Below are 5252 nucleotides of genomic sequence, written 5' to 3' on the forward strand. Positions count from 1 at the left end.
CACAAAGGTCTTTCATTTCTTGATGTACTACAACCATGTCCAACTTACAATGATCTTAACACCAGGGATTGGTATGCCGGAACTGATTTAGTTGATGAGGCACAAAAAAGACATTCTAGAATATACAAGCTAGAGGAGCAAGGATATGAACCCGTAGTCCACTATGATTCCGAAGTTGAAGTAAACGAGAAATTATCTCAGGCTTTGATCAAATCACTAGAATGGGGGAACAAAATCCCAATAGGTGTATTTTACAAAAATGCCATGGTTTCTCCTTATATTCAGAGAATACAAGATAAGATTCCAAACTATTTGGAAAATCCTCCTGCAAAACAAAACATTACCAAAAATGACCAATCCATTACTGATATTTCAAAGATTTTGGATTCTTTAGAAGTATAGATTCGTTTTAAACCTAAGAAGTTATAGGCAAGTTTTGTCGAATATTATTTTGCCTTTGAATATTAATGATGCAAATAAAATATTTAGAAAATCCATCATAAAGGGTTTCTTTGAACCAGAACTTTTGAATTTAGATTTTAAAAAATCTTCTGTGAAACATCCCTCCATAAATGATGATGGTCTTATGCAATCTGATCTACTTCATGTATTTTTTGATGTAGAGACTGGTTCTGATTATCCTGATGCTGATGAGTGGTTTATCGTTGAGTTGCTATTTCCTCATGATGTTAAACTTCCAGATTCGCTGAAAGGAACTGATTACTTTACAACTTTGTCTGTTGGGGATGGTAAAACATTTTGGCATCATCGTGAATTGGTTCGTTACAAATATGGAAAGTCTAAAAAATTAATTGATGCATTAGAATTTTTAGAATTAAAATACAAAGAACTTCACGAATTGCTAGAACCTTTACAAAAAGATCTCAAATGATCTCTTTCCATGAATCCCCTCTGAAAGTATATTTCTTATTCTTAGTCGATGCTGTGTCTAAACGCCATCTGATTGATTCGGAATCAAATTTGTATGCTATCTTTGTAATTTCGGATGGTAATTTTTTAGGATCTAGATGAAATGGCAATAATTCCAAAACAAAATCAATTTTTTCTAATGCGTTATCGAACCATTGTCTGTCTTCAATATCTACAGTGAAAACAATTTTTGGATTGCCAGAAAAATTAATAACGATTTTCAAAGCATTTCCACTACCTCTTCTTCTTTTCATTTCTTTGAAAACATCTTTGATCTTTTCCCAACGCTTGAATTCAAACCATTGGAAAAATTCCTCATTGAATTGTAAGGGTATGTCTATGTCTAGAAAACTGACAAAATTCCCATCATTTATTTCAATTTCATCCTGAATTATGGTAAAATGGGAATTAAGAAATCCGTAAAGGACTTCAATCTCCCACGGTGAAATTCCGTAATATCGTAATGTTGTTTTGACATTATTTGACAATGATTTAAAATCCTGAAAATTGTAATTAAAGCTTCAAAATTACTCAAACTAGTACAAATCAACCTTAAAATTAAAATTATGTTGAATTAGATGTGAGTATGGATATGAAGAAAGAATTTGTAGTAAAAAGCATAGACTCTGCACCTGACGGCGCACCATATGTAGTTGTATCTTTATCCTCTCTTAAAGATCTCAAAGAAGGAACTCAAACCCAACAACCTCCTTTTGGCACTCCCAAAGTTATGGGATTCTCAAACATGAATGACATGATGAAAGATTTAAACAAGATGATGTCTGGGTTAGGTGGTGGTATGCAATCTGGTATTACTCAATTAAAACTAGAAATGCATGAATACAAAGAGATGGGCCTTTCAGTTGGAGACAAGGTCTTCTTGGAATTAAGCAAGGCTGAAACTTTGGGTGTCTAGTTTTACCAAATTGTGTTAAAGTATTTCCAACCGTAAAATGCTGCAATAGTTCCAATTACAAATAACATTGGTTTCCATGCAAATACTGGAATACTTGGGGTTGCAAGTTTAACTTTATAATTGTCTACAATGGCATGAACATTTTTCTTAATTTTATCATGCCAAATATTATAATCAACTTGATATTTTTTTAGAATTTCTTCTACTTCATAAACCACTGGTGTTCTCTGTGAAAACAAATGCTGTAGATAGTCTCTTGATACTTCTACTTCTGCATGAATTCCAATCAATCCTTTTTTCAAATCTACCATTCTAATGTGCATCTCCCATGGTTTTTTCAGTTTAAGATTAAGGCCACTGCCGATTTGATCTGGTTGCTTGTGTTCAAGCTTAACCTTGGTAAACCCTTCATTTGCAAAAATTTTTGTCAGTTCATCAAAACTTTTCTTTACAACTATGTGAAGTTGTTCTACGCCGTCTTTACTATCGACATCAATTTTGTGTTTAATTCCATCCAAAAATGACACTGTTTTAGGGTATGTGGTGAGATACTCCATTATTTTTTTCACTAAATTCCTATATTTAAAGCAGAACCAAGTTTCAGGTTAGATGTTTGGGGGATTTGATAATCCTCTGACGTAAACACATTGATCTGGAGAAATTGCCATTTCGGATGGATTAATTTTTCTATCAGTAATCTTTGCATCTGAATTTCTAACTATTGCAAATGGTTTTGATTCAGCTCCTTCTCCCATCTTGTGGTTTGCAATTGTAGCAAGATTATCCACAACTGCTTGAAATGTAACTTTTAATGGATTTCCATCAAGATCTTTTTTTGCTCTCATATCCAATACTGGCTCAATGCCTGCACATGCAATTGCAACACCCGATGTTCCAACTCTTGCTGGCATCAATCTGCTATCTACAAGTATTATTCCTACATGGATGAATAACTTTAAGAAAATCTTTCTACGAATTTCTTCGGCAGTCTGATATGGCTTTTTTGGATATAGGATTGCTCTTCCTTTTCTTGCATTTGATTTATCAATTCCAGCATTTGGTGCCATGATGTTGTCTGCTGATGTAATTACAAATCCTCCAATTCCGCCAAAAATTTTGTCTGACTCTCTGATGATTATTTCTGCAATCTCTGGCTTTAATTGATATTTTTTTGAAATTTGTTTACCTTCTTCTGAAGCCTTGATTTTATCCAAATCTACTATCCTTCCTTGGGAGTTTGAGATGTATTTTGTTGAAATCACTAAAACATCCCCTTCTTCTAATTTTACATTATTCTTCTCTAGTGTTTTTAGCAAGGCCTCAAACACATCAAATTCTCCTTCCATCCTTTCAGATAAAAGTGGAAATACTGTTAATTGCACATTGTTCTGAGTGTTCTTTTTCTTTTTTATTGTTCTGAAATAGGGTTTTCTATATTTTCACGCATCAAATCTGACATAATCTGTCAGATAAATGAAATCAAATCTGAAAACAAGTATTTTGCTCTAGATGCTCTGGATCAAGCGCATTTAGAAGAATATGATAATTGTGCTTACTGTATAGGTGGATCTACACGATATATTCTCAACTTATTTTTTTAACTATGTAATGTGTAGAAAATAAAATTGGAATTTAAGACCGGCAACGTTAGTCCTCCGGTGAGAATTCCAACTGTGTATAATTTTCCAAAATGGTATTTAGAGAATGCTGATGATTTGCATGAATAAATCATTCGTTAGGGTTTTAAGCAAATTTTGCTAAAGCATATCATGTCAAATAATGAATCATGGGAAGCATTACTTGGATTATCTTGGACTATAATTGATGAGGAATAATCTTTCTGGCTTGTCAATACAATTGTGATGAATCGTATTTGAAAATCAAATCATTGAGAGTACTGTTTGTACAATCTTGTCGTGATTTGAGGAAGTTTCAGTAGACATCAGTATGAGATCTTTTCCCATGTGCACTGTAATCCACTTTACTTTATCGCGTGATTCTACAGACCAGTTTGTCTTGCCAAGCTTGCCATCAAAAACACGATTCATTTTTGCCTTGAGCAGTGCCTTGCGATGCACAAGCTTTGTTTCAGGCACGCTTAGTTGGGGAATCATGCCTTTTTTTCTGTCATATGCCTTTAGTCTCCCGCATTTACACAAAATCCCTACAAACCGTATTGATGGATTAATGTTCAAAATTTTACTGCAAAGGAGACTTTCGGGTCTTGCGAGTTCTTGCACTGTTTGTAATGATTTTAAAAAATTAGAGGACTGGAAAACAATTTTCTTGACTAATGGGTGAAATGCCGATGCATAATTAAATCATAAAGGTGAATAATTTTCATCTTCAAGAAACCTGCGTAAGGACTGCAGGTTAAGTTTGATGGTAAATTTAATGAATGATGCCTCTGGTTTGAGAAGGATTTGCACCTTGACATTTTTTCAGATGATATAATCATCTAAAATCACTCACATTGATCAAACCAGAGTCCCTCCTGCAATGGCTACAAACCAAAAATCATTAGGAACAATTCTAGGGTAGATGTGGATTAAAGGCGTGGGTTATTGTGAAAAATTTGAATTTGTTGAGTATTAATCAATTTGTCAAATCTTTATGAGAGAATTAACATTAAATTGAGTTCAAATTTTGTTGGGAGCACAACCTGCATGGGGTAGAGATAGGAGATAGATTATCGTACTCACGTGTAAGTAATTGAATTCGTACAAACTGTCCGAATCAATCAAAAATCAGAATGGCTCAAATTAAAAACCCATTATTAATGATTAACTGAACTTTCTATTTCGATTTGCATTTGCTTAGCAATATGCTGTAGAACATTTACCCCAAAGAAACGTCAAGAATAAGCATGATGATCAGGCCTATCATCAGCATGACGGTTGGCAGTGAACTTGTTTTTTCCTTTTGTGATTCTGGAATTATTTCATGTGCTATTACAAACACCATTGCGCCTGCTGCAAAACCCATTGCGTATGGAAGCAACATCGTAAATGCAGATACCCAAATTGCACCCAGAACGGTTAGAGGTATTTCAACACCTCCAGACAAAAACCCATAAAAAAAGGATTTTCTTCTGGAATATTTTTCTGTAGATAATAGAGAGAAACTCACTGCCATTCCTTCCGGTATGTTTTGAATCCCTATGGCAAACATCAACACCAATGCATTTGTAATGTCCCCCATTCCAAAACCGACACCGACTGCTAAACCCTCGGGAAGATTGTGCAGTGTAATTGCAAAAACAAACAACATGATCCCATGCATTCGTCGAGTCGAAACTTTATGGGTGGTGCTGTAACTATGAATTCCATATTTTCCAATCCATCTGTCACCTAGAAAAATGAAAATTCCGCCCAATCCAAGTCCGATAGACACGGGCACAATCCCG

General features: G+C 34.5%; 7 protein-coding genes and 1 pseudogene. 3 read left to right on the top strand and 5 right to left on the bottom strand.

Annotated features, from left to right (window positions below; genetic code table 11):
- A pseudogene (locus OEW78_RS09720) lies at positions 1 to 402 on the top strand (2-oxoacid:ferredoxin oxidoreductase subunit beta); the annotation flags it as partial.
- Positions 403 to 451: 49 nt separating this feature from the next.
- Complete coding sequence (locus OEW78_RS09725) at positions 452 to 892, top strand: hypothetical protein (RefSeq protein WP_300327107.1); 441 nt, start codon at positions 452 to 454, stop codon at positions 890 to 892.
- On the opposite strand, the gene OEW78_RS09730 is transcribed toward OEW78_RS09725, so the two are convergent.
- Complete coding sequence (locus tag OEW78_RS09730) at positions 885 to 1418, bottom strand: hypothetical protein (RefSeq protein ID WP_300327101.1); 534 nt, start codon at positions 1416 to 1418, stop codon at positions 885 to 887. The two genes, OEW78_RS09725 and OEW78_RS09730, sit on opposite strands and share 8 nt — an antisense overlap.
- Positions 1419 to 1522: 104 nt before the next feature.
- Between OEW78_RS09730 and OEW78_RS09735 the strand changes: the two genes are divergently transcribed.
- Positions 1523 to 1846, top strand: coding sequence for a hypothetical protein (locus OEW78_RS09735; protein WP_300327102.1), 324 nt, complete (start codon positions 1523 to 1525; stop codon positions 1844 to 1846).
- Between the two features lie 2 nt (positions 1847 to 1848).
- Here the strand turns inward: OEW78_RS09735 and OEW78_RS09740 are convergent, their stop codons facing one another.
- The 4 genes from OEW78_RS09740 to OEW78_RS09755 form a co-directional block, all read right to left on the bottom strand.
- Positions 1849 to 2403, bottom strand: a complete 555-nt coding sequence (locus OEW78_RS09740) for a hypothetical protein (protein WP_300327103.1) — start codon at positions 2401 to 2403, stop codon at positions 1849 to 1851.
- Positions 2404 to 2451: 48 nt separating this feature from the next.
- Positions 2452 to 3228 carry a coenzyme F420-0:L-glutamate ligase gene (locus OEW78_RS09745; RefSeq protein WP_300327104.1) on the bottom strand — a complete coding sequence of 259 codons (777 nt, stop codon included), beginning with the start codon at positions 3226 to 3228 and terminating at the stop codon, positions 2452 to 2454.
- A gap of 498 nt (positions 3229 to 3726) precedes the next feature.
- Positions 3727 to 3942 carry a hypothetical protein gene (locus tag OEW78_RS09750; RefSeq protein ID WP_300327105.1) on the bottom strand — a complete coding sequence of 72 codons (216 nt, stop codon included), beginning with the start codon at positions 3940 to 3942 and terminating at the stop codon, positions 3727 to 3729.
- Positions 3943 to 4684: 742 nt separating this feature from the next.
- The coding region (locus OEW78_RS09755) for a ZIP family metal transporter (protein ID WP_300327106.1) at positions 4685 to 5252 on the bottom strand (568 nt) is incomplete at its 5' end.

Origin of the sequence: Candidatus Nitrosopumilus sp. (genome assembly GCF_029882185.1) — an archaeon.
GTDB lineage: Archaea > Thermoproteota > Nitrososphaeria > Nitrososphaerales > Nitrosopumilaceae > Nitrosopumilus.